The organism is Marinobacter sp. UBA3604 (assembly GCF_002375325.1).
Classification (GTDB): Bacteria; Pseudomonadota; Gammaproteobacteria; order Pseudomonadales; family Oleiphilaceae; genus Marinobacter; species Marinobacter salarius.
Genome location: NZ_DFMB01000041.1, coordinates 94,346 through 117,245, shown reverse-complemented (window position 1 = coordinate 117,245; position 22,900 = coordinate 94,346). Strand labels below are relative to the sequence as shown.

The window sequence follows — 22,900 nt, the reverse complement described above, 5'->3', positions numbered from 1 at the left end:
GATGACTTGAGAGGTTTTCGATGGAACTCAACGCCCTGACCGCCATTTCCCCGGTCGATGGACGCTATGGCAGTAAAGTCAGCGTTTTTCGTGACATTTTCAGTGAATATGGCCTGATCAGGAACCGCGTGACCGTTGAGCTCCGCTGGCTGCAGAAACTGGCGGCCCATCCCGGCATCACCGAAGTGCCTGCCTTCTCCGCCGACGCCAACCAGTTTCTGGATCGCATGATCTCGGAGTTCAAGCTGGCAGACGCGGAACGGATCAAGGGCATTGAACGCACCACCAACCATGACGTAAAGGCGGTGGAATACTTCATCAAGGAAAAGATCTCCGAGGTTCCGGAACTGCACGCCGTTACTGAATTCGTGCATTTTGCCTGTACCTCCGAGGACATCAACAACCTCTCCCATGCCCTGATGTTGCGCGAAGGTCTGGACCACGGCCTGCTGCCGGCCATGGAGCGCATCGTTGACCGGCTGGCGGAGCTGGCCCATGAGCACGCGGAACAACCCATGCTGTCCCGCACCCATGGCCAGACGGCCTCGCCCTCCACCGTCGGCAAGGAACTGGCCAACGTGGTTCACCGCTTACGCCGGCAGGTGAAACAGATTCGCGCCGTGGAGTTGATGGGCAAGATCAACGGGGCCGTAGGCAACTACAATGCCCACCTGTCTGCCTACCCATCCATCGACTGGGCCCAGAACGCCAAGGAATTCATTGAAAGCCTGGGCCTGGACTGGAACCCGTACACCACCCAGATTGAACCCCACGATTACATCGCCGAGCTCTACGACGCCATTGCTCGATTCAACACCATTCTGATCGATCTGGACCGGGATATCTGGGGTTATATTTCCCTGGGCTACTTCAAGCAGAAAACCGTGGAAGGCGAAGTAGGCTCGTCCACCATGCCCCATAAGGTCAATCCAATTGATTTCGAGAACTCTGAAGGCAACCTGGGCATTGCCAACGCCCTGTTCAGCCACCTGTCTGCCAAGCTGCCGATTTCCCGCTGGCAGCGTGACCTGACCGACTCAACCGTTCTGCGCAACCTCGGCGTGGGTTTCGCACACAGCCTGATTGCCTACGAGGCCTCCCTGAAAGGCCTGGGCAAGCTGGAAATCAACCCGGCACGCCTGGACGAGGACCTGGATCACGCCTGGGAAGTCCTGGCGGAGCCGATCCAGACCGTTATGCGCCGGTACAACATCGAGAAGCCCTACGAAAAGTTGAAGGCGCTGACCCGTGGCAAAGCCATGACACCGGATGTGATCAAGGCCTTTGTGGAGTCACTGGACATTCCCGATGCCGCCAAGGCGGAACTGATGGAACTCACTCCCGGCTCTTACATTGGCAACGCCACGCAACAGGCACGGGATATCTGAACCATGCAACTGCCCGGCGGAATGCCCGCCCAGGAATTCCTGCGGGACTACTGGCAAAAAAAACCACTGGTCATCCGCCAGGCCTTTGCGGGCTTTGAGTGCCCTGTCTCGGCCGACGAGTTGGCAGGACTGGCCTGTGAGGATGCTGTTGAATCGCGGATTGTGATCGAGGACGACAACGGCAAGCCCTGGCAGTTGCACAACGGCCCTTTCGAGCCCGAGCGTTTCAGCAAACTGCCAGACAGCCACTGGACACTGCTGGTTCAGGGTCTTGACCACTGGGTTCCTGACTTTGCGGACCTGCTGGACGAATTCCGCTTCGTACCCAACTGGCGGCTGGATGACATTATGGCCAGCTACGCGCCAAAAGGTGGCAGCGTAGGCCCCCACTACGATCAGTACGATGTCTTCCTTCTGCAAGCCGAGGGGCACCGTCGTTGGACCTTTGGCGGCCATTGTGACCACACCTCGCCGCGCGTGGACGGTACGCCGCTACGAATCCTGAGCAGTTGGGACGGCGAGGAGACGGTAACCCTGGCACCGGGAGACATGCTGTACCTGCCACCGGGCGTTGGTCATCACGGGGTCGCCGAGGACGACTGCATTACCCTGTCTATCGGGTTCCGCGCACCTACGGTCGACGATGTACTGACAGGCTTCACCGACTTCCTGTGTAGCCGCTCCGATGCCTCTGACCATCTGGATGATCCGGACCTGAAGGTCCAGGACAACCCCGGCGCCATCAAGCCCGACGTTATCCATCGGCTTGACCGCCTCATCCGCGACCAACTCAGTGATCAACGCCAGTTGGCACTCTGGTTCGGCCAGTACTCAACGGCACCCAAGAGCCTGGAAATCGTTGTGCCCGCGGAAGAACCGGTCACACCAGAGTTGCTGGGCGAGTTGATTGCGGCCGGCAACCCATTGCGCTGGAACGAGGGCTCACGTTTCGCCTACCATGACTTCGAGGACGAAACCGCCCTGTTCGTGGACGGTGAGCAGTTCCTGCTTCGGGGCGACGCACGGCCCCTGGCACCCCTTCTTTGTGCCAGCGCTCGCCCGGACATGGGCGCACTGGCCAGCTTTGCCGGTGACGATGCCATACAGGGTCTTCTGAGCACACTCGTCAACCAGGGCTCTCTGTACTTTGACTGACATCTGACTGAAACCTGGGTGAAGGCAGCATGAACGTACGGGTTCGAAAATACAGCTGGCAACTGACGCCGGCCGATGTCCGGAACATCCGCCAGTCCGTATTCGTGGACGAGCAAAAAGTCCCACCGGAACTGGAGTGGGACGACACCGACGAAATTGCCGACCACTACCTGATGGTATTACCCGACAACACCCCCGTTGGCGTCGCCCGCCTGTTCTCCACGTTGGAGGAAACGGCACACATCGGCCGCATGGCTATTCTTCCGGCACACCGGGGCAAGGGTCTGGGTGAAGTCCTGCTACGCCATCTTGTCTCCGAAGCCGCAGAGCGTTTCACCGAGCTGCAACTTTCCGCCCAGGAACACGCCATCCCCTTCTACCAACGCTCGGGCTTTCACGTGTGTTCCGACCTCTACGACGACGCCGGAATCCCCCATGTCGACATGCGCTGCCTCGCTCCGAAGCTGGTGAACGACGCCTATTCAACCCGTGAGAATCCCATGTTGTTGGGTGAAGATCGGGACGCCTGGCTGTTTGACCGCGAGAGCACCATGGTAGATTTGATCGACTCCCTGACTGGCCAGGCGCGTCAGCGGATCTGGCTGTATGACCGGGTGCTGGACCATGATCTCTATGACCGCCTGCGCTTCCGGGAACTGATATCCGGCCTGGCCCGTCGACATCGGCTCAGTGACGTGCGGCTTCTGATTCACGATGACAAGCCGCTGGTCCAGCGCCGTCACCAGATTGTTGAACTGATGCGCCGCCTGCCCAGCCGGATTGAACTGAGGCTGGTGAACGAGGATTACCCGGTGGACGACCAGCCCTTCCTGCTCGCGGACCGCGAGGGCGTGGTTTACCGGCATGACTTCTACAAGCCGGAAGGCTTTGCAACGTTTGCAAACAGCGGCCGGGTAAAACTTCTCGCTGAGTCGTTCCAGCGCATGTGGGATGCAGGAAGGAGTTCTCTGGAACTGCGAGAACTACCGCTCTGAGTGGCGGATACCGGGCACCCCGGTGGATTCAAACTGTGCTCCGAACGGGGCAAATTCCGCGTCTACCTCTTCCGCCACTTCGGCAATCAGCTTACGTAACCACTGGTGATCCGTGTTGTGTTGCAACAGCGGGCTCCAGGCCATTTTGAGCTCGAACGGCGGTATCTCGAACGGTGGCACTTTAACCACCAGGTTGGCGTTGTCTTTCTGCAACCAGGCCGCCCGGCATGGCAGCGTGGCGATCAGGTCGTGCTGCTCCGCCAGCAGCATCGCCACCTGGTAATGCCGCGTAAACACGGAAATCTGGCGTTTTCGGCCCATCAGTGACAAGGCCTCGTCCACCCACCCCAGGCGCTGGACGTCTTTCGGGTTCACCCCCACCCCGACACCAAACCCGGTCTTGCTGACCCAGATATGACTGGCGTCCAGGTAGGTATCGAGGGTAAACGGCTCCTTGAGTATCGGGTTACGTGCGTTCATCAGGCAGGCAAAGTACTCCGTCCACAGAGTTTTCTGGTGGAACGACTGGGGGATCTTGTCAAAACGGTTGATCGCCATATCGAGGCGCCCCTGCTCCACGTCGAGGAAGCTCACGTCACTGGGGGTAAGAACATCCAGAGTCACATGAGGCGCTTCCTGACGAATCCGGCGAAGTACCCGTGGCATCAGGCAGGATTCCGCGTAGTCACTGGCCATGATCCGAAACACGCGCTGACTTTCCATAGCCGCGAACGCGGTTTTCTCATGAACCGCCTGCTCAATATCGGACAGAATGCTCCGCACCAGTGGCTGTAGCTCAGTGGCACGCTCGGTTGCGGTCATCCCCTCACTGGTACGAACCAGCAGCGGGTCTCCGAACAGGTCCCGCAGTCGGCGCAGGCCGTTGCTCATCGCGGGCTGGGTAATCCCAAGATGATTGGCGGCTTTGGTGACGTTCCGCTCCCTCAACAGTACATCGAGATAAACAAGCAGATTGAGGTCTACCCGGGAAATGTCCATGACGTGGCCCCTATCGGAAGTAACACGTAAAAACGGCTTTTATTCACTAGAATAATGGTCAACAGGGTATCAATTCATCGGATTGATATGAAGCTGCAATCTTTCACATTTCAGAACGGAATCATCCGGGGTTTTCTGCTAATCTTCCGTATACTTGCTGGATTTCTCCGGATTTTTTCTGTGGCCGGAGCTGCCAGTGGCCTGTCCATTCAGCCGGAGTGTTTGCAACAAGATGGATACCACAATGATTGTGCTGCTACTGGCGGCTGTCGTTACCGTTTCGATCATTATTATTGTGGCCAGTCAGATGCGAGAGCGCGCACGTATCGAGCGTATTCGTAAAACAACGGCTCTGGAAGACAGCTACAAAAGAGCCGGCCGCCTGCTCTCCGAAATCCCGGGCCAGTATTTCACTGCAGATTTGAAACTGCTATTGATCAAGCGGATGGAGGAGTCTTGCAAAGACCTCCAGGCCCTGAAATCTGATCAGCCCGTTGAAGAACGACTGAGTGCTGTACAACAGCTGAAAAAGTCCGTAATGGACGGCGAAGACAAGCGCACTCCGATCAAGATCGACTCCCCCGAAAAGTCCACCTATGTCCAGGAGCTGCTGCAAAATCTGTTCAAGATGATCGAGGGCATGCACAAGGCCGGCAAGATTGATAGCGCCACCGCCAAGAAAAACCTGAAGTTCGTGTTGTTCCTGGTGCACAAGACCCACGCCGACCTGCATGTGTTCCAGGCACGCGATTATGTGAAGCAGAACCAGATTCGAAAGGCCATTCACGCCTATCATCTGGCCAGTACCGAAATGGGCAAGTCCAGGGACAACCCGATGGCCATGAAAGCCGTGAAAAGTTTCCGTACCCGCATCAAGGAACTGGAAGCCATCAAGGGGGACGAAGAACACAGTGCCGCGGCCGCGGGCCAGTCAAGCCTGGACAAGGAATGGGATACGTTCCTCCACGACGATGAGTGGCGCAAGAAAGCCGACTACGACGACTAGGCGCCAACTGGCGCCCCGCGAAAACCACCGAAACGTTACAACAGGGACCGTGAAACGCCGTGACAACTGCATTCCAAAAGCGGCTATCCTATCGCCTGACCCGTGACACCGTTTTAATCGCAATGGTATTGGGCCTTGTGCTCAACATTGTCCAGGTCACTCTCGATTATTTCAGCGCCAGGGACTCCATGGAGCAGGAGATCCGTGCGCTCATCGAAATCAGTCACAGCCCCGCTTCGCAGATCGCCTACAACATCGACATCCGGCTTGCGGAAGAGCTTCTTGATGGCTTGCTTCGCCATCCCGCAACCATCGACGCCCGTATTATCGATAACAATGGCCAAACCATGGCTGCGGCGAGCCAAAGCAGCCCGGATTCGCGCTATCGGTGGATCAGCGACCTGCTCTTTGGTGACAGCCGCGTATTCAGTCAGGAACTGGTGGTACCGCAGCTGAGCGACCTCTCCCTCGGGAGCCTCACGGTCACCATCGATACCTACCACTACGGCCTGCTGTTCCTCCAACGCGCGGGCTATACCGTCATCAGCGGCCTGCTGAAAAGCCTGGTGCTGACTGCTGCACTGCTGTTCATTTTCTTCTTTGTGCTGACCCGGCCCATGCTGAACGTCATCGGTGCTCTGAGCCGGGTCAAGGCTGAAACGCCTGAGAAGGTCCGGCTTCCTGTGCCGGAGAATCATCGTGAAGATGAGATCGGGCTGATGGTGGGTGTCATCAACCAGCATCTGGAAACCATCGATTCCAGCCTCGCACAGCTCAGGATGGCCGAAAGTGCGATGAAGAACTACTCCAGCCAGCTGGAACAGGAGGTGGAAGACCGCACTCGGGAAATTTCCGAGAAGAACGATGCCTTGCAGCGAGGCAACCGCGCCCTGGTTCGCGCCAAAGAGGACGCTGTACGCCGTGCCAGAGCCCGTGCCAATTTCCTGGCCAGCATGAGCCATGAGATACGCACACCACTCAACGGTGTTCTGGGGATGTTGGGCCTGGCGCTGGAAGGCGACATGGAACAGGCACAACGAAACCGATTGGAAATTGCGCTCAATGCCGGCCAGAGTTTGCTCGGTCTGTTAAACGACATCCTGGACATCTCCAAGGTCGAAGCCGGGAAATTGAGCCTGGAGAACATCCCGTTTTCACTCCGCAACCTGGTGGAAGAATGTGCGACACTGCATGCCCAACAAGCCAGGCGCAAGAATATTGACGTTGTGGCGGACATCGACTGTGACCTGCCCGAAAGCTTTCTTGGCGATCCCACCCGAACTCGGCAGATCCTGAACAACCTGCTCAGTAACGCTATTAAATTCACCGAGCAAGGCTTCGTCCGCATCCACGCCACCCGCTACAACGGCAACGTACGCATTGACGTTGTCGACACCGGTATCGGCATGTCCAAGGAAGGGCTGCACAGGATATTCTCACCCTTCTCACAGGCTGACAGTGACACTACCCGGCTCTATGGCGGCACTGGCCTGGGCCTGACACTGTGTCGTCAACTGGTGGAGCGGATGCATGGCCAGATCCTGGTAGATTCCGAGGAGCACGAAGGCACACACTTCACTGTGAACCTGCCCCTGCCGGTTCACGATGAGCAGGAAAGCCAACCGTCGATGCCGGCTATTCCAAGCCTACTTCAGCAGGTAGGTGTCGATATCGGGATGCCCCGGGACTATCCGCACCGCACGCCCATCGAGCATCAACTGAGAGCCTGGGGCATTCCACTGCGCGAGGCGGCACCCGACGGAGAGGGAATTCTGATGATCGCCGCCAACGAAAGCGACGAGACCGCGGCACAACTGGCATCGTCCTGGTCCGGCACCGGCATTATTCTGGTGGACCGGGACGGCTCCGCCCATCCCACCAAAGATCGTCAGATACTGTCGATGCCACTCAGACGTGAGCAGTTGTACCGAACACTGTGCAGGGCCGCTGGGCTGGACATCGGGGACAGGGCAAGAATCATCGCAACCCCGGCTGGCGTGTCACGCACGCTGAATCTTCTTCTGGTCGAAGACAACCAGGTAAATCAGGTGGTCGCCAGCAGCATGCTGAAAAAGCTGGGCCACACCGTCACCCTGGCCGAAAACGGCAAACAGGCACTGGAAGCCTTGCAGCAAGGCGAAAGGAGATTCGATATTGTACTGATGGATTGCCAAATGCCGGTGATGGACGGCTATGAGGCCACCCGCAACATTCGTGAAAACCCTGAGTGGCAGGATCTGCCAGTGATCGCGGTCACCGCCAACGTCATGCAGGGAGACCGGGACGACTGCCTCGAGTCCGGCATGAATGACTACATCACCAAACCTTACAATCGTGCCGACCTGAAATCCATTATTGACCGCTGGGCGCCTCCCCAGCCTCCAGAAGACTGAGGACAGATCGCAGCTCTTCCCTCAATTCCACAATGCGCTCCTGATCAATGCCCGTACCACACAACAGGCGGCCGGGAATGTCCCGAGCCTGCTGGCGCATGGCACTGCCCTTCTCAGTGGGGGAGACCGTAACCACTCGCTCATCGGTGGTATCCCGCAAACGGGTTACCAGATCACGCTCAGCCAGACGTTTGAGCAGCGGCGTCAGGGTTCCGGAATCCAGGCGCAGTCGTTTACCCAGGTCAGACACCCTGACCGTCTGTCCGTTCTCCCCGGCTTCCCACAACACCAACATGACCAGATACTGCGGATAGGTCAGATTCAGTTCCGCCAGCAGCGGACGATAGCGGGCGGTTATTGCCCGGTTGGCGGCGTAGAGGGCAAAACAGAGCTGATTATCCAGCGCCAGGACGTCGTCTTCGTCAGTCATGGTTCACAGTAACGCTTCAATGTCGGCGCGAATGGCAGACGGCTTGGTGGTCGGCGGGTAACGACGCACCACTTCACCCTCACGATTCACCAGGAACTTGGTGAAGTTCCATTTTACAGCTTCCGATCCCAACAGCCCCTTGGCACTGTGCTTCAGGTACTCAAACAGCGGGTGGGCATTAGGGCCGTTGACGTCAATCTTTGCGAACATGGGAAAGTCCACGCCGTAGTTAAGGCTACAGAATTCGCTGATGGCCTTGTCGTCCGCCGGGTCCTGATTCCGGAACTGGTTGCAGGGGAAACCGAGCACTTCGAGGCCTTTTTCTTTCAGCTCGACGTACAGGGACTGCAAACCCTCGAACTGGGGAGTGAAACCGCATTTGCTGGCCGTGTTTACGATCAACAGAACTTTGCCACGGAACTCATCCAGGGAATGCTCCTCACCGCGAATATCGGCCGCGTTAAAGTCGTAGATGCTTTGCGTGCTCATTACATTCCTCCCTTGTATTTTTCGCTATTATATTTTGCACAACCCTATTTACAACTGATTCCGTCACGGTTGTCACGCTCAGTTCATGGAATCTGTGAGCTTTGGGCGTTAAATCTCCGCATTTGTGCCACAATTCATCACAATTGGCCTGTTGCCGCCGGCCGTTGCTCCGCTAGAATACAGGCTTGTCTTTGAAACATGGCACTTGTCATCTTACCGATCTAAGGAAATACCGGGCTTATGCAGAACTATCTCAAATCCGCCAAGCTGGATAACGTGTGTTACGAGATACGTGGCGTGGTTCTGCGTGAAGCCCGTCGGCTGGAGGAAGAGGGCCACCGGGTTCTCAAGCTCAATATCGGCAACCCAGCGGCTTTCGAACTGGACGTTCCCGAGGAAATCCAGCAGGACGTTATTCACAACATGCCCCTGGCCCAGGGGTATGTGGAATCAAAGGGGTTGTTCTCTGCGCGTAAGGCGGTGATGCACTATTGCCAGCAACGTGGCATCGACAAGGTGGATATCGACGATATCTACCTGGGCAACGGCGTCAGCGAAATGATCGTGATGTCCATGCAGGCCATGCTCAATACCGGCGACGAGGTTCTGATCCCGGCCCCTGACTATCCGCTCTGGACGGCCGCCGTGACCCTGTCCAGTGGCAAGCCGGTTCACTACCGATGCGACGAGCAACAGGACTGGTTCCCGGATATCGACGATATCCGCAAAAAAATCACCCGCCGCACCCGGGCTATCGTGCTTATCAACCCCAACAACCCCACCGGCGCCGTGTACTCCCGCGAATTGCTGGAACAGGTGGTGGAACTGGCGCGGCAGCACAACCTGATCGTGCTGTCAGATGAGATCTACGACAAAATCCTGTACGACGGCACTGAACACGTCCCCACCGCGTCACTGGCGGATGACGTGCTGTTCTTTACCTATAACGGCCTGTCCAAGAACTATCGTGCCGCCGGTTACCGTTCCGGCTGGATGATTATCAGCGGCGCCAAACACCGCGCGCGGGACCTGATCGAGGGCATCGAAATGCTCTCCAACATGCGCCTGTGTGCCAACGTACCGGCACAGCTGGCCATCCAGACCGCACTTGGGGGCTACCAGTCAATCGAAGACCTGGTGGCACCGGGCGGTCGCCTGTTCGAACAACGGGAAACCGCCTGGAACCTGCTCAATGATATTCCAGGCGTCAGCTGTGTGAAGCCCAAAGGCGCTCTATATCTGTTTCCAAAGCTGGACCCGAAGCGCTTCCCCATCGTCAATGACGAAAAGCTGGTACTGGACCTGCTGCTGCAGGAGCGCATCCTCCTGGTTCAGGGTTCCGCCTTCAACATCGACGACAAGCAACACCTGCGCGTGGTCTTCCTACCCCGCGAGGACGCCCTTGAGGATGCCATGAAGCGTTTGGCACACTTCCTGTCGTCTTACCAGTTGTGAAGGGGGCTTGATGGCGGACATTCATATCGAAGAGTTCTACAAGGACGCCGCAATCGCCCTGGTTCAGCTCTACAATGCCTTTCCCCGCCGGGTGAACCTGTTTGTGGAAGACATTGCTGGCCCCGACGAACCAGACGAGTTCGGGCTCCACAGCAAGCGGCACATGGCCTGCTTCGGCACCCTGCTCTGGTTAGCTGAGGAAGGCCTGCTCCGCTACGTGGATACCATCCGCCAGGAAGCCCTGGACCAGGCCGTGCTGACCCAGCGGGCGTTCGTGCGCCTGAGTTCGCCTGCCAGCCCAGATCTGCATGAAGAAAACAACGCTGACAGCAGCCAGGACCTGCCACCGGCTATCCGCGAGGATTTTTCCACGCACATACACATGCTTCGCAACGCCCTCCGAAGCGGTAGCTCCGCAAAAATCAGCCGCGTAATGCAGGCGACGTTCTTTCGCGACCGGTCCGATCATTAAATTGGCGTAAACCTGTTGAACATGGCCACACTGGCCACATATAAATACCCAGACACAAACCGCGGTCTGCGGCCGACGATTCAACAAGGGATTCAAGATGCGTATTCTGCTGTTTCTTGCCACCAACCTGGCCGTCATTCTTGTCGCCAGTTTTACCCTGAAACTTCTGGGTGTTGACAGCTATCTCGCCCAGAACGGTATCCAGTACGGTTCGCTGCTTGCCTTCGCTGCGGTCTTCGGCTTTGCCGGCGCCATTGTATCGCTGCTAATTTCCAAGCCCGTGGCTAAGTGGAGCACCAAGGCAAAGGTGATCGAGTCGCCGCGTACGCCGGCTGAGCGCTGGCTGGTAGACACCGTTCGCGAGCTTTCAGAAAATGCCGGCATCGGTATGCCGGAAGTCGCCATTTTCCCGGCCTCACAATCCAATGCTTTTGCCACCGGCTGGAACAAGAACAACTCGCTGGTAGCCGTCAGCGAGGGGCTGCTGCACCGCTTTAACAAGGAGGAAATTCGTGCGGTCCTGGGCCACGAAATAGGCCACGTGGCCAACGGCGACATGGTAACCCTCGCGCTGATTCAGGGTGTGGTGAACACGTTCGTAATTTTTGCGTCCCGCGTGATCGGCTCGTTTGTTGACCGCGTGGTGTTCAAGAACGAAAGCGGGCATGGTATCGGCTTCTTCGTGGTCAGTATCGTGGCGGAAATCGTGCTGGGCATTCTTGCCAGTACCATTGTGTTCTGGTTCTCGCGTCGCCGGGAATACCGTGCCGACATCGCTGGCGCGCAACTGGCAGGCCGTGGCGCCATGATCAACGCCCTGGCGCGGCTGAAACAGGAAAGCGAAGTGCCTGATCAAATGCCCGACAGCCTGCAGGCGTTTGGCATCAATCGAGGTGCAAGGGCGGGCATCAGCGCCCTGTTCATGACACACCCGCCGCTGGACAGCCGGATCGAGGCTCTGAAGAGCGCGCAGCTGTAATCGGCGCGAACAGGCGCGTTCGAAGGAACGTCAGAGCTTCAGCTTGAAGCCAAGGGCCCGGAAAGTATCCTGCATGGATTTACTGGTGCCCTTGAGCTGGATCTTCAAGCTGGAAAACTCCCGCCGGACCGGATAATCCCGGCGCAACCGGTCAAAGGCCTGCGCCCGATCCTCCGGCTGCAGCGCCATTGCCAGCCGCATGCGAGCGTCATCCTGGCGCGGATCGTAGCAGGACCGTATGGCAATATTGGCTGACGCCATTTCTTCTGCAGCACTGGTAAAGGAGAGTTTGCTCAACGCTGGTTCTGGCAGGAACTGACCAGCCTTCTTGCGGGCGGGCAGTCCCATATAGCGACTCAGCGCCTGGTACACCACCTCACTACCCTGCACCTTGCCCTCCAGGCTATAGCCTGCGATATGGGGAGTGACAAGCCATACTTTTTCCACCAGTTCAGCGTTAACCCGGGGCTCATGCTCAAAGACATCCAGTACCACTGTAGGCGCGTTTGGCGCCTCCAGACGCGCCAGCAAGGAGGAGGTTTCAATAACTTCGCCCCGGCTGGTATTGATCAGCAACTGGTCTTCAGTCAACGAAGACAATCGTTCCTGCCCGAACATATGAAGCGTTGCATGCTCTCCCTCGCGGGTCAGTGGCGTGTGCAGTGTTACCACGTCGCACGCCATGGCCTCGTCAAGACTGACAAATTTCTCGCCTTCGTCGCCTTCCCTTTCGGCCCGTGGCGGGTCACAAAGGCGCACATTGAAACCGAGCCTGTCCAGCTTGCGTGCAAGCTCTCCACCTACATTGCCGGCACCCACGATACCAACACTGAGTTTTGACCAATCCGCCACGCCACGCTTTTCCGCGTGCAGTGAGATCACTGACAGCACGTACTCAACCACACTGTTGGCGTTGCAGCCGGGCGCCGCCGAAAACGCGATCCCACTGGATTCAAGCCATTTCTGATCAACATGGTCGGTACCGATGGTACAGGTTCCAACGAAGCGGACCCGGCTTCCTTCAAGCAACGCCTGATTGACCCGAGTGACTGAACGCACCAGCAGGATATCCGCATTCTGAACATCCGCAGCAGACATCGTGCGCCCGGACACTGGTCGTATCTCGCCGATATCGCCAAAAAACGATTCCAGTAAGGGTATGTTCTCGTCCGCTACTATCCGCATGATCCTGCTTCCCAACCTGTTAGTTCCTGCGTTGACGCTGGTTTCCGCCACGTCCACCCTGGCTGCGGTTGCCTTGGGGACGCCGGCCACCACGCTTGCGAGTGATCGGCGGTTTGGCGAGTTCGGTCATCAGCGCTTCATCCGGCACCGCCGTGGTCAGTTTCTGGCTGATGTAGGACTCGATAGCCGGCAGTGAAAAGGCATCGTCCTCACTGGCAAAGCTGACAGAGACACCGTGCTTCCCTGCCCGACCGGTGCGTCCGATACGGTGAACGTAATCCTCAGCGTTGTCCGGCAGATTATAGTTGAATACGTGGGTTACACCGTCAACGTGGATACCACGACCGGCGACATCCGTGGCAACCAGCACCTGAATGCTGCCATTCTTGAACTGTTCCAATGTCTTCAGCCGCTTGTTCTGGGCGATTTCCCCTGACATCAGCGCGACCTTTACGCCCTGGTTGCGAAGGTCCTCATCCAGGTCACGACACTGGTCACGACGGTTCGCAAAGACGATGGCTTTTTCCACCTCGGGGCGCTGAAGATAGTTGACCAGTACCGGCAGTTTTTCATCCTCGCCCACCAAGTAGACAGTCTGCTTAACTCGCTCGGCGGTCTTCTGTTCCGGTTCGATCTCGACGAATTCCGCACTTTTGGTCCACATCGAGGCGAGGTTGAGGACGTCCTGGTTAAAGGTGGCGCTGAACAGCAAGGTCTGACGCTCTTCCTTTGGCGTGCACTTGCGGATAATGCGCTTCACATCGGGAATAAAGCCCATGTCCAGCATCCGGTCCGCTTCATCCAGAATCAGGATGTCGAGCTGGTCGAGAAAAACGTCCTGAGAGCCCAGGAAATCAATCAGCCGGCCCGGGGTTGCCACTAGTATGTCAACGATCTCGTTCTGGAGCTGATCGCGCTGTTTATCGTAGTTCATACCACCCACCACGGTGACCACATTATGGCCCGTGTAGCCGCATAGTTGCTCGGCGTCCTTGGCGATCTGCATGGCCAGTTCACGGGTTGGCGCCAGGGCCAGAACCCGGGGTTCCGAGGCGAACCGGTCCTCTTTCGGAATCGGCGTTTCCAGCATGCTCTGGATAGCAGTGATCAGGAATGCGGCGGTTTTACCGGTGCCGGTTTGAGCCTGGCCGATCAGGTCCTGGCACGCCAGGGTGAACGGAAGAGTCTCTGCCTGGATGGGTGTGCAATGCTCAAAACCGATATCGGTGATGGCATCGAGCACTCGCTGGTCAAGGTTGAGATCCTTGAAGAAGGTTTTGCCGGCTTCGGGTGCGTCAGATGTCATGTTGCTTCAATCTACCTCAGTGTCTGTGGCGGAATCGTCGGGCATCAGGCGCCTGGTCTCTTTCTTCCAGACTTCGTTAAAATCAGCCCCGGTTCCGTAAAATGTCTTGAGCGTCTCGAAAAACAGGCCCGCGCGGGCCGGCATGCCGTGCTCAAGGTAATAATTTGCCTGCGCCCGCACATTCCTGCGAAAGGCGTTCTCATCCCATGCCCCGCAACCGGAGAGATTGTCGACGCTGATGTGGAAACGTGTGCCCGATGCGGCAGAGAACAGCCATTCCAGGGCCTGCGGCTTGATTTCAGCCTTTTCAAAGGCTTGCTGCTGCGCCTCGTCGCGGCCATCGGGACAGTACCAGTAGCCAAAGTCCCGAAGTGTGCGCCGGTGCTCACCGGCGATACACCAATGACTGATTTCATGCAGAGCACTGGCATAATAACCGTGAGCAAAGATAATCTGTGCGTAACTGCCAGACGCCGTTGCGGGCAGGTATTCAGGCTCATCGCTGCCCTTGACCAGAACGGTCCGGTAATCCTCCCGGAACAGGTCACTGAACAGCATGATAAGATCATCAGGATCGTGTTTCATGGGACGGCTATTGTGCGACTTTAGACCGTTCAATACCAGAGGGAACTTTTGCCTGACAAATGAGTCCATTGCAACCTTGGGATGCAGGGTTTCAACAGACACTGAGACCACGCAGATATTTCCAGAACCAGCTACGGTAATCCATTGACTATGACCGGCAACAACACAGCCTCACGCAGTAGTGCTCTCCATCGGGTGCTGAGCCGCTTTTTAGTGTTTCTGGCACTGTCCGCCGTATCGCTGTTCGCGTCCGCGGCAGGCAATTCGCTGTTCGGCGGCAGCAACGATTTCCTGCCGGTGGACGAAGCCCTGCCGTTCAATTACACCGTCGATACCGGCGCTATTGTGCTGTCCTGGGACGTCACCCCTGAACACTACCTCTATAAAGGCCGCATCCAGGTAAGCAGCAAAACAGACGGCGTCACCCTGGGTGAACCTGATTTCTCCTACACCGGTACCGATACGGAGGATGAGTTCTTCGGCAAGGTCACGGTCTTCTACGACCCGGTTCAGGCACGCGTCCCGGTCAATCTTCCGGAAGGCGTCCGCGAGGCGGAGCTTCAGGTTACCTACCAGGGCTGTGCCAAGGCAGGCCTGTGCTACCCGCCGCAAACCCGTGACGCGCTGTACTACGCCAGCGCCGGAAGCAACGACGCCCCCGTTCCTGCCGGCATGTCCGGCTCTTCGGGGTCATCAGGCAATGCCCAGTCATCGTCAACAAATGCACCCACGGATACATCCTCGGCGACCGGGCTCGCCGGCTTTTTGGCCAACCAGTCTGTCCTGGTCATCGCGGCCCTGTTTCTGCTACTTGGGCTGGGGCTGACCTTTACACCCTGCGTCCTACCCATGGTGCCAATCATTTCCTCACTGGTGTCCAGTCGCAACACCAGCACCACCGCCCACGCGCTGCTGCTTTCCGGCAGCTATGTCCTGGGTATGGCACTGACTTATGCCGCAGCGGGTGTGATTACCGGGTTACTGGGTGCCAGTTTCAACCTTCAGGCACACCTGCAGTCGCCGTGGGTGCTGAGCGTTTTCGCGGCACTGTTCGTGGTATTTGCCCTCTCCATGTTCAACCTGTTTGAGATCCAGCTTCCCCGGTTTATCCGGGAACCGCTCAACGATGCCAGCCATCGCCTGACCGGCAGCCGCGTGGTCAGCATCTTCGGCATCGGCGCGCTGTCAGCACTGATCGTTTCACCCTGCGTGTCGGCACCGCTTGCTGGCAGCCTGCTTTACATCAGTACCACCCAGGATGCCGTCATTGGAGGCGTTGCCCTGTTCGCCCTTGGGCTCGGCATGGGCATTCCCCTAATACTCGTGGCGGTGGGTGGCCGCAAACTGTTGCCTTCCACCGGTCCCTGGATGAACGTGGTTAAGGCCTTCTACGGCGTCATGCTGCTGGCGGTTGCAATCTGGTTGGTGGAACGGCTGGTACCAGCCTGGCTGGCGCTGACACTCTGGGGGTTACTGATTGCCGTGACTGGCGTGCAGCTCGGAGCCTTCGATGCCGCAAAGGCTGGGTGGGAGCGCACTCGCAAAGGCCTCGGCCTGGTGATGTTTGCCTACGGTATTGCGCTCTTGGCCGGCGCGGTGTCTGGCGCCAATGATCCAATGAAGCCATTAGCGCCGTTCACGGCAGCCAACCCGGCGGTTGCGGGTGGCTCTGCCTCCCAGATGGCCCACGCCCAGTTCCTCCGCCTGGAATCGCCCGCCGATATTCGCAATCAACTGGCCCAGGCCAAACGAAACGGCACCCCGGTCATGCTGGACTTCTACGCCGACTGGTGTATCTCCTGCAAGGTTATGGAGCGGAACGTTTTCAGCAATGACTCTGTGATCCAGGCGCTGTCACCCTACACACTGCTGCAACTGGACATGACGGACAACACGCCCGCCCAGCAGGCACTGCTTGAGGAACTGGGGCTGTTCGGCCCGCCAGCCATTCTGTTCTATGGCAACGATGGGGCTGAGCTGGAAACCGCCCGGATACTGGGCGAAATGGACCGCGAACAGTTCCTCGGCCATCTGAACGCACTGGACATGTCGGGCGGCTCCTGACAGCCTTTAGTCACTCCCCTCGTCGGATGAAGTAAACAAATTCCTGGTCATCCTCGGCGCTGTACACCAGCTCGTGATTCAGGAACTGGCAGAACCTCGGTATATCCCGGGTTGTTGACGGGTCCGTGGCAACCACCTTCAAGACGCCCCCTATACTGATATCCACGATTCTATTATGCAGCAGCATGACGGGTTCGGGGCAAAACAGTCCCCGGGCGTCCAGCTCTGCATCGTGTTCCGGTTGTCCCAATGTTCTTCCTCCTGCGATTCCACCTGAATTTTGGAAAATACGTGCTAAATTATTGTTTATAGATGTCAAAAAACAAAACGAGGTAAACAATGATCCGGGTGCTGATTGAACGTCATATTGCTGAAACACTCGAATCCGCCTACGAGGACAGATCCCGCAAGGTCCTTCAGAACGCCGTAAGCGCCCCCGGCTTCGTTTCCGGTGAAACGCTGGTCGATACCCACGACTCCAACCATCGCCTTACCCTCTCCAACTGGCGCTCCGAAGCCGACTGGCAGCGCTGGTTCCTCTCAGAGGAACGCCGGGAACTGATGGCGGAGCTGATTCCAATGATGGACCGGGACGAGATTATCACCGTGTGGCAGCATAGCTAAAGCACGCTATTTACAGGCGCTCAGTCCCTGCGTTCTATGAAGCAGGTGATCTCCTCACGATCGTGGTAGAGGTGACGGGCCCTCAGCAGGAAGTTCATTTCCGTCTGTGCAAGGCCTTCTTCCAGGATGTCCTTGCACACCAACCACTCGTCGTATCGTTTTTTCATCGGTAGTTTCAGATTGAAAACGGTATAGCGACAAAGCTTGGCAGACAGCCAATGCACGACCATCTCCGAGGTTCGGCGTGGATGGTCGACGATATCGCACACCATCCAGTCCACACCGCGCCGGGGCCTCCATTGATAACCATCTGCCTCAACATGCTCTACGTGTCCGGAAGCCATCAATTCAGCATTCATGGGCCCATTATCAACGGCGGTCACCATCATACCCTGCCGGACCAGTTGCCAGGTCCAGCCACCGGGAGCCGCGCCCAGATCCACAGCCTGCTTGCCGCTTCCCAGGTAGTCCAGTTCCTGGCCCGGGGGCAGGAACACCTTCCACGCTTCTTCCAGTTTCAGCGCCGATCGGCTGGGGGCGGACGCGGGCAGTCGAAGCCTTGGTATACCACTGACGTAACGCGCACGATTGCTGGCCAGGCTGAACCCGACGATGGCGCGTTCAAACCCCGTCAGCAACACTTCAAGCCGTGCCGGCGACTCAGCTTTCGAATCCTTCTCCAGTAACCCGGCGCCCCTGAGCGCTTTCGACAGTGGGGAAACCCATTTGCGGGCGAAGTTGCCGAGGTCTGCGTCAGCGTTGTTTTCGGGAAGACGAATTTCAATACGGGCACAGACAGGAATCGCCCCATCAACGGACCGCAATGCGTCAATAACGGCGCCGACGCGATCCGACGTGGGCAGGGCTACGTCCGCTAAAACCACAAACCAGTCCCTGACAAACACCAGCTGGTCGATGGACAGCCGCTGGACCAGCATCTCCACCTGCCCGGGCCCCGGGCAGTGAAAGGTCAGAAATCCCTGGTTTACAGAGGGCTCGAAGTAACCATAGACCCCGCCGCTGGCAGCCGAGTCGGTTAACTCCCGCCCCGCTTCCGTCTCGAACCCGGGACGACAAATTGCAATCAGTTGTTCCATTAGGCACCTGGACAGGGCTTCTCACCAGAAACCCCAAATTTGAATCTGTTTAACATATACACAGCCCGCATTTGTCTACACTATTGGGCTTTCCGCTGGCAGGAATACCTTAATGCCGCTGTACCTGCGCTTTCTGTTCCCACTGATCGGGCTATTACTGGTCACGGACCTGTCACTGGCGACCCATCCGGGAACGACACCTCATTGCCCGGCGCTGGACGCCAACGATCCGGTGCAACGGGAAGCGCTGATGAACCATGTCTGCTTCCTGAGCGCAGCACCCGACACGCCCGCACATCGGGCCGAATCCCCCCGTGAACTGCCGGCGGATATTCAATGGACATCCGCCAGGGGACACGATCTGGTATTCAGCCACACCGATTCGGTGTACTGGGTTCGCCTCAATGTTCGGAATTCCGACGATAGCCAGAAGCTCTGGTACCTGAAGCTCAATTACCCACTGCTGGATGAAGTAACGTTCTGGCGCTCCAGCGAACTCGTTGAACCAGCCTTGACCACGGGGGACCAGCACCCCTTTCTCTCGCGGGGCATAGATTACCGGTATTTCCTGCTCCCCGTCACGCTCGGCGCTGGCGAAACCCAAACCATCACCTTGCGGATTCAGAGCAGCGGGGCATTGAACGTTCCGCTGTCGCTGAAAACGCCGGAAACGACGATCGCGGAAAGCAACCACCTTACCCTCCTGCACGGCTTCTTCTATGGGGCGTTGCTGGTCTTTGCGGTATTCAACCTGCTGCTCTTTTTCAGTTCCGGCACCGGCTACTACTTCTACAACGCCTTTTACATGGCATCCCTGGGGCTGTTCCTGTTCGCCATGGGCGGTTTCGCCAACCAGTATTTCTGGCCCGACAGTACCGGTTTCGCCAATACATCGATTCCCATGCTGATGTCGATCAGTTCGCTGGCGATGACCCTGTTCGGGCGCTCATTCCTCGAAATCCCCACCAACACGATTGCGAACAAGGTGTTGACGGGGCTTGCCCTGACCAGCGCAGGCCTGTTCATCATGGCATTCCTGTTGCCCTACAACAGATCCATCGTATTGAATACCGGGATTGCACTGCTGATCATTGCCTGCCTGTTTATCATTGGCATCATCCGCTGGCGCCAGGGATATTCTCCCGCCAAGTGGTACGTAGTGGCATGGTCTGGCATGTTGGCAGGCGCCCTGATCTATTCAATGGCTGCCTTTGGTTACCTGGCTGACTTCCTGGCACGGGAAATCTTTATGCAGGCCGCCGTTGGAGCGCAGGTTATTCTGCTCAATTACGCCATGGTGCAGCGTTGGCGGCTATTGAATAAAAAGCTTCTGGACGTAGAGCATAACGCCAGAACCGAGCTCGAGTTAAAGGTGCATGAACGCACCGCGCAGCTTCGCAGCACCATGAGAGAGCTGGAAAAGGCAAACCGGCAGCTGGCAACCCTAAGCCTCAATGACGCTCTGACCGGGCTCCATAATCGCCGTCATATGGACAACCTGCTGCCGGAACTCTGTGCCGAAGCCCGACGTACTGGTCAACCCCTGACCATTGCTCTATTGGATGCCGACCACTTCAAGGCTGTCAACGACTCCTGGGGGCACGAGTTTGGTGATCGTTGCCTGCAACACATTGCCGACATTCTCAGGCGCCACGTCAAACGACCCCGTGATGTTGCTATCCGCTTTGGCGGAGAGGAATTCGCCATCCTGTTACCCGGCACCGACGCGAATGGCGCTCTGGGTGTCTGTGAAGGGATTCTTGAGGATATCGCTGCGATACGCGTGCCTGCGGACGATGGCACACCGGTTACGCTGACCATGAGCGCCGGTACCGCCACGTTATCCCAGGGGGATGATGAGCGAGATCTGTTCCGGCGTGCCGATGAGGCGCTCTATCGTGCCAAAGCGTGCGGTCGAAACCGGACTGAGCAAGCGACGCCCGAGGTCTCCTGACTCATTCCTGCCCGATCATAAACCTCGCAGCTGCTGCCGCCGCCTGCTGAATCAGATCTTCCCGGCTCTCACTCTGTCGCGCCAGGGGCCGATAATCGTGGTCTCCACCTTCCAGCCACGCCAAATTTACGTTATCCAGGGTGTCCAGTGCACGCGCCTCAACCTCTGCCTGTTTGCCGAAAGGATCACGCGTTCCCTGAATGATCTGTATTGGCCGGCACAATGACTGGAAATGATCCGTCCGCCACCGATCATTTTTGCCAGGAGGATGAAAGGGATAGCCGAAACACACAGCACCACGCACCGCGTCGTCAATGCCGGGCTCAGCAGCCAGAATGCTGGCCATTCTTCCCCCCATGGACTTGCCTCCGACAAAAACGCCGGCCTGCCCGTCGATGCCGGCGCAAGTTTCTGCAATGACCGTGCGGAAATGCCCAAGCAGTGTTGGCTGGCGGTCTGGTGGCCGCTTTTTGCCATCCTCCCGCCGCTTCTCCATATAGGGGAACTCAAACCTGACGGTCGTCACGCCCTGCGCTGAAAGCGCTGCCGCCAGGAGCTCCATGAACGGCGAATCGGCGGGTGCACCTGCGCCATGTGCAAGGACAAGCACCGGCGCTGCCACACTACTTTTCGCCCTGGTTTTGAATACGGTTACAGAATTCACCAAACCTCCGAATTATGACTATCATTAGTGTTCCGGGAAGCAATGCATCAACCGAACATCAAAAACCGCTTTTGGAGCATTCGTGATTACCCTTGTAGATTCGCCATGTTACTGATTTAGACCCAGTTGACAGAGTTTCAGAGTTGATCTACGTCATTGCAAACAGCTAATCGTTTCTCCATACTTGCGCCCGCATATTTTCCCCACTCTAAACCCATTGGTAAGGCTATGAGCACAGTAAATGCTAACCTGACATACAACTACAAGGTGGTGAGACAGTTTGCCATCATGACGTTGGTCTGGGGCATTGTTGGCATGGGCATGGGTGTGCTGATCGCATCCCAGCTTGTTTGGCCCTCGATGAACCTGGATTTCTCCTGGACTCACTTCGGTCGTTTACGGCCGCTCCACACAAACCTCGTCATCTTCGGGTTTGGTGGTTCGGCACTGTTTGCCACCTCCTATTACGTTGTTCAGCGTACCTGTCAGGCGCGACTGATCTCCGATGGGCTCGCGGCGTTCACCTTCTGGGGCTGGCAAGCCGTGATGGTTGCGGCGATCATTACCCTGCCAATGGGCCTCACCTCTTCCAAGGAATACGCAGAACTCGAGTGGCCAATTGATATCCTTATCGCCATTGTCTGGGTGTCCTACGCACTGGTTTTCTTTGGCACAATCATGCGGCGCGCCACTGCCCACATCTATGTGGCCAACTGGTTCTACGGCGGTTTCATCCTGACCGTGGCCATTCTGCACATTGGTAACAACCTGGCCTTACCGGCGGGCGCCTTCAAATCCTACTCCGCCTACGCGGGCGTGACAGACGCGATGATGCAGTGGTGGTGGGGCCACAACGCGGTCGGTTTCTTCCTGACTGCAGGCTTCCTGGGGATGATGTATTACTTTGTTCCCAAACAGGCCAACCGCCCTATCTACTCTTATCGCCTGTCCATCGTTCACTTCTGGGCGCTGATTGCGACCTACGTATGGGCGGGCGGCCACCACCTGCACTACTCGGCGCTGCCGGACTGGGCCCAAACCGCGGGCATGGTAATGTCTCTGATCCTGCTTGCACCCTCCTGGGGCGGAATGATCAACGGTATGATGACGCTGTCGGGTGCCTGGCACAAACTGCGTACCGACCCGATCCTCCGCTTCCTCGTGGTGTCTCTGTCGTTCTATGGCATGTCTACGTTTGAAGGCCCGATGATGGCCATCAAGACGGTTAACGCGCTGTCGCACAACACGGACTGGACCATTGGCCACGTACACTCCGGTGCACTGGGCTGGGTTGCCATGATCAGTATCGGCGCCATCTATCACCTGATTCCCAAGCTGTGGGGCCTTCAGGCCATGTACAGCGTCAGCCTGATCAACGTCCACTTCTGGCTGGCCACCGTGGGCACCGTACTCTACATCGTTGCCATGTGGGTGAACGGTATTATGCAGGGGCTTATGTGGCGCGCCGTCAACGAAGACGGAACCCTGACCTACAGTTTTGTCGAAGCCCTTGAAGCGTCCGAATCAGGCTATTTCGTGCGATTCCTTGGCGGTGTGATTTTCCTGACCGGTATGCTGGTGATGGCATACAACGTGTACATGACCGTGCGTCAGAAGGAAGCCGTTGCTCAGGACAATACAGCAGCGCAAGCGGCGTAAC

Annotated in this window: 21 protein-coding genes; 12 read left to right on the top strand and 9 right to left on the bottom strand. The window is 57.4% G+C overall.

Going from position 1 to position 22,900, the window contains the following annotated elements:
- Nucleotides 1-20 precede the first annotated feature (20 nt).
- Genes purB through B2590_RS12250 form a run of 3 tightly spaced genes read left to right on the top strand, consistent with a single transcriptional unit; the run spans nucleotide 21 to nucleotide 3,538 of the window.
- Complete coding sequence (purB, locus tag B2590_RS12260) at nucleotides 21-1,388, top strand: adenylosuccinate lyase (protein ID WP_041334256.1); 1,368 nt, start codon at nucleotides 21-23, stop codon at nucleotides 1,386-1,388.
- Nucleotides 1,389-1,391: 3 nt separating this feature from the next.
- Nucleotides 1,392-2,543 carry a cupin domain-containing protein gene (locus B2590_RS12255; protein ID WP_091641339.1) on the top strand — a complete coding sequence of 384 codons (1,152 nt, stop codon included), beginning with the start codon at nucleotides 1,392-1,394 and terminating at the stop codon, nucleotides 2,541-2,543.
- Nucleotides 2,544-2,572: 29 nt separating this feature from the next.
- Nucleotides 2,573-3,538 (top strand): GNAT family N-acetyltransferase, encoded by a 966-nt coding sequence (locus tag B2590_RS12250; protein WP_286811705.1) that lies wholly within the window; start codon nucleotides 2,573-2,575, stop codon nucleotides 3,536-3,538.
- On the opposite strand, the gene B2590_RS12245 is transcribed toward B2590_RS12250, so the two are convergent.
- On the bottom strand, nucleotides 3,527-4,537 hold the full coding sequence (locus B2590_RS12245) for a LysR family transcriptional regulator (RefSeq protein WP_007153713.1): 1,011 nt from the start codon (nucleotides 4,535-4,537) through the stop codon (nucleotides 3,527-3,529). The genes B2590_RS12250 and B2590_RS12245 overlap by 12 nt on opposite strands.
- 232 nt (nucleotides 4,538-4,769) lie before the next feature.
- Here B2590_RS12245 and B2590_RS12240 point away from each other — a divergent pair, with 232 nt between their 5' ends.
- Nucleotides 4,770-5,543 (top strand): hypothetical protein, encoded by a 774-nt coding sequence (locus tag B2590_RS12240; RefSeq protein WP_041336667.1) that lies wholly within the window; start codon nucleotides 4,770-4,772, stop codon nucleotides 5,541-5,543.
- 122 nt (nucleotides 5,544-5,665) lie between these two features.
- Nucleotides 5,666-7,936 (top strand): hybrid sensor histidine kinase/response regulator, encoded by a 2,271-nt coding sequence (locus B2590_RS12235; protein WP_228301351.1) that lies wholly within the window; start codon nucleotides 5,666-5,668, stop codon nucleotides 7,934-7,936.
- Here the strand turns inward: B2590_RS12235 and B2590_RS12230 are convergent.
- On the bottom strand, nucleotides 7,896-8,366 hold the full coding sequence (locus tag B2590_RS12230) for a MarR family winged helix-turn-helix transcriptional regulator (protein WP_286811706.1): 471 nt from the start codon (nucleotides 8,364-8,366) through the stop codon (nucleotides 7,896-7,898). The two genes, B2590_RS12235 and B2590_RS12230, sit on opposite strands and share 41 nt — an antisense overlap.
- A gap of 3 nt (nucleotides 8,367-8,369) precedes the next feature.
- Nucleotides 8,370-8,855: a glutathione peroxidase gene (locus B2590_RS12225; RefSeq protein ID WP_075196229.1), complete on the bottom strand. Its 486-nt coding sequence runs from the start codon at nucleotides 8,853-8,855 to the stop codon at nucleotides 8,370-8,372.
- Nucleotides 8,856-9,095: 240 nt separating this feature from the next.
- Between B2590_RS12225 and B2590_RS12220 the strand changes: the two genes are divergently transcribed.
- The 3 genes from B2590_RS12220 to htpX all read left to right on the top strand — a co-directional run bounded on the left by B2590_RS12220 (nucleotide 9,096) and on the right by htpX (nucleotide 11,761).
- The gene (locus B2590_RS12220) at nucleotides 9,096-10,310 is read left to right on the top strand and encodes a pyridoxal phosphate-dependent aminotransferase (protein WP_036205287.1); all 1,215 of its coding nucleotides are present in this window, start codon (nucleotides 9,096-9,098) and stop codon (nucleotides 10,308-10,310) included.
- A gap of 10 nt (nucleotides 10,311-10,320) precedes the next feature.
- Entirely contained in the window at nucleotides 10,321-10,782 is a 462-nt protein-coding gene (locus B2590_RS12215) for a hypothetical protein (RefSeq protein WP_041334247.1), read from the top strand.
- A gap of 97 nt (nucleotides 10,783-10,879) precedes the next feature.
- A complete protein-coding gene (htpX, locus tag B2590_RS12210; RefSeq protein ID WP_091641347.1) occupies nucleotides 10,880-11,761 on the top strand; it encodes a protease HtpX in 882 nt (293 codons plus the stop codon).
- A gap of 30 nt (nucleotides 11,762-11,791) precedes the next feature.
- Here htpX and pdxB read toward each other — a convergent pair whose 3' ends face one another.
- From pdxB to B2590_RS12195, 3 genes are read right to left on the bottom strand one after another with little or no spacing between them, the layout of a single operon-like run.
- The gene (gene pdxB / locus B2590_RS12205; RefSeq protein ID WP_278367520.1) at nucleotides 11,792-12,946 is read right to left on the bottom strand and encodes a 4-phosphoerythronate dehydrogenase PdxB; all 1,155 of its coding nucleotides are present in this window, start codon (nucleotides 12,944-12,946) and stop codon (nucleotides 11,792-11,794) included.
- A 19-nt stretch (nucleotides 12,947-12,965) separates the two neighbouring features.
- The gene (locus B2590_RS12200; protein ID WP_041334245.1) at nucleotides 12,966-14,252 is read right to left on the bottom strand and encodes a DEAD/DEAH box helicase; all 1,287 of its coding nucleotides are present in this window, start codon (nucleotides 14,250-14,252) and stop codon (nucleotides 12,966-12,968) included.
- Nucleotides 14,253-14,258: 6 nt separating this feature from the next.
- Entirely contained in the window at nucleotides 14,259-14,837 is a 579-nt protein-coding gene (locus tag B2590_RS12195; RefSeq protein ID WP_273623547.1) for an elongation factor P hydroxylase, read from the bottom strand.
- A 150-nt stretch (nucleotides 14,838-14,987) separates the two neighbouring features.
- Between B2590_RS12195 and dsbD the strand changes: the two genes are divergently transcribed.
- Entirely contained in the window at nucleotides 14,988-16,901 is a 1,914-nt protein-coding gene (gene dsbD, locus B2590_RS12190; protein ID WP_127401518.1) for a protein-disulfide reductase DsbD, read from the top strand.
- 10 nt (nucleotides 16,902-16,911) lie between these two features.
- Here dsbD and tusA read toward each other — a convergent pair whose 3' ends face one another.
- Complete coding sequence (gene tusA, locus B2590_RS12185) at nucleotides 16,912-17,151, bottom strand: sulfurtransferase TusA (RefSeq protein WP_041334240.1); 240 nt, start codon at nucleotides 17,149-17,151, stop codon at nucleotides 16,912-16,914.
- 89 nt (nucleotides 17,152-17,240) lie between these two features.
- Between tusA and B2590_RS12180 the strand changes: the two genes are divergently transcribed.
- Entirely contained in the window at nucleotides 17,241-17,525 is a 285-nt protein-coding gene (locus tag B2590_RS12180; RefSeq protein ID WP_041334237.1) for an antibiotic biosynthesis monooxygenase family protein, read from the top strand.
- Between the two features lie 20 nt (nucleotides 17,526-17,545).
- On the opposite strand, the gene rlmM is transcribed toward B2590_RS12180, so the two are convergent.
- Nucleotides 17,546-18,622 carry a 23S rRNA (cytidine(2498)-2'-O)-methyltransferase RlmM gene (gene rlmM, locus B2590_RS12175; RefSeq protein ID WP_273064420.1) on the bottom strand — a complete coding sequence of 359 codons (1,077 nt, stop codon included), beginning with the start codon at nucleotides 18,620-18,622 and terminating at the stop codon, nucleotides 17,546-17,548.
- A gap of 112 nt (nucleotides 18,623-18,734) precedes the next feature.
- Here rlmM and B2590_RS12170 point away from each other — a divergent pair, with 112 nt between their 5' ends.
- The gene (locus B2590_RS12170) at nucleotides 18,735-20,576 is read left to right on the top strand and encodes a sensor domain-containing diguanylate cyclase (protein ID WP_075196235.1); all 1,842 of its coding nucleotides are present in this window, start codon (nucleotides 18,735-18,737) and stop codon (nucleotides 20,574-20,576) included.
- Nucleotide 20,577: 1 nt separating this feature from the next.
- Here B2590_RS12170 and B2590_RS12165 read toward each other — a convergent pair whose 3' ends face one another.
- Nucleotides 20,578-21,240 (bottom strand): alpha/beta family hydrolase, encoded by a 663-nt coding sequence (locus tag B2590_RS12165; RefSeq protein WP_052479672.1) that lies wholly within the window; start codon nucleotides 21,238-21,240, stop codon nucleotides 20,578-20,580.
- A gap of 228 nt (nucleotides 21,241-21,468) precedes the next feature.
- Here B2590_RS12165 and ccoN point away from each other — a divergent pair, with 228 nt between their 5' ends.
- Nucleotides 21,469-22,899, top strand: coding sequence for a cytochrome-c oxidase, cbb3-type subunit I (gene ccoN / locus B2590_RS12160; RefSeq protein WP_007153696.1), 1,431 nt, complete (start codon nucleotides 21,469-21,471; stop codon nucleotides 22,897-22,899).
- Nucleotide 22,900: the final 1 nt, after the last annotated feature.